The 234-nt window shown below is 73.5% G+C and carries 1 protein-coding gene; it reads left to right on the top strand.

The genetic code is table 11. The features are described from left to right. Positions 1-234 (top strand): LLM class flavin-dependent oxidoreductase (locus ACSNOK_RS36355; RefSeq protein ID WP_436784916.1); only part of this gene is annotated, 234 nt, incomplete at both ends.

Raw genomic sequence — 234 nt, 5'->3', positions numbered from 1 at the left:
CGCGCGTACGGCATCCCCTTCCCCAAGGAGAAGTTCGCGCGGCTGGAGGAGCAGCTGGCGATCGTCACCGGGCTGTGGGCCACGGAGGTCGGCGGCACCTTCGACTTCGACGGCGCCTACTACCAGCTCAAGGACTGCCCGGCGCTGCCCAAGCCCGCACAGCCCACGGTGCCGCTGCTGATCGGCGGCCACGGCGCCACCCGCACCCCGCGGCTCGCCGCCCGGTACGCGCAG

It is taken from the genome of Streptomyces sp. URMC 126, from assembly GCF_051386555.1.
Taxonomy (GTDB): domain Bacteria; phylum Actinomycetota; class Actinomycetes; order Streptomycetales; family Streptomycetaceae; genus Streptomyces.
Note: the sequence above shows the minus strand (reverse complement) of the source record. Positions and strands in the feature narration are given on the sequence as shown.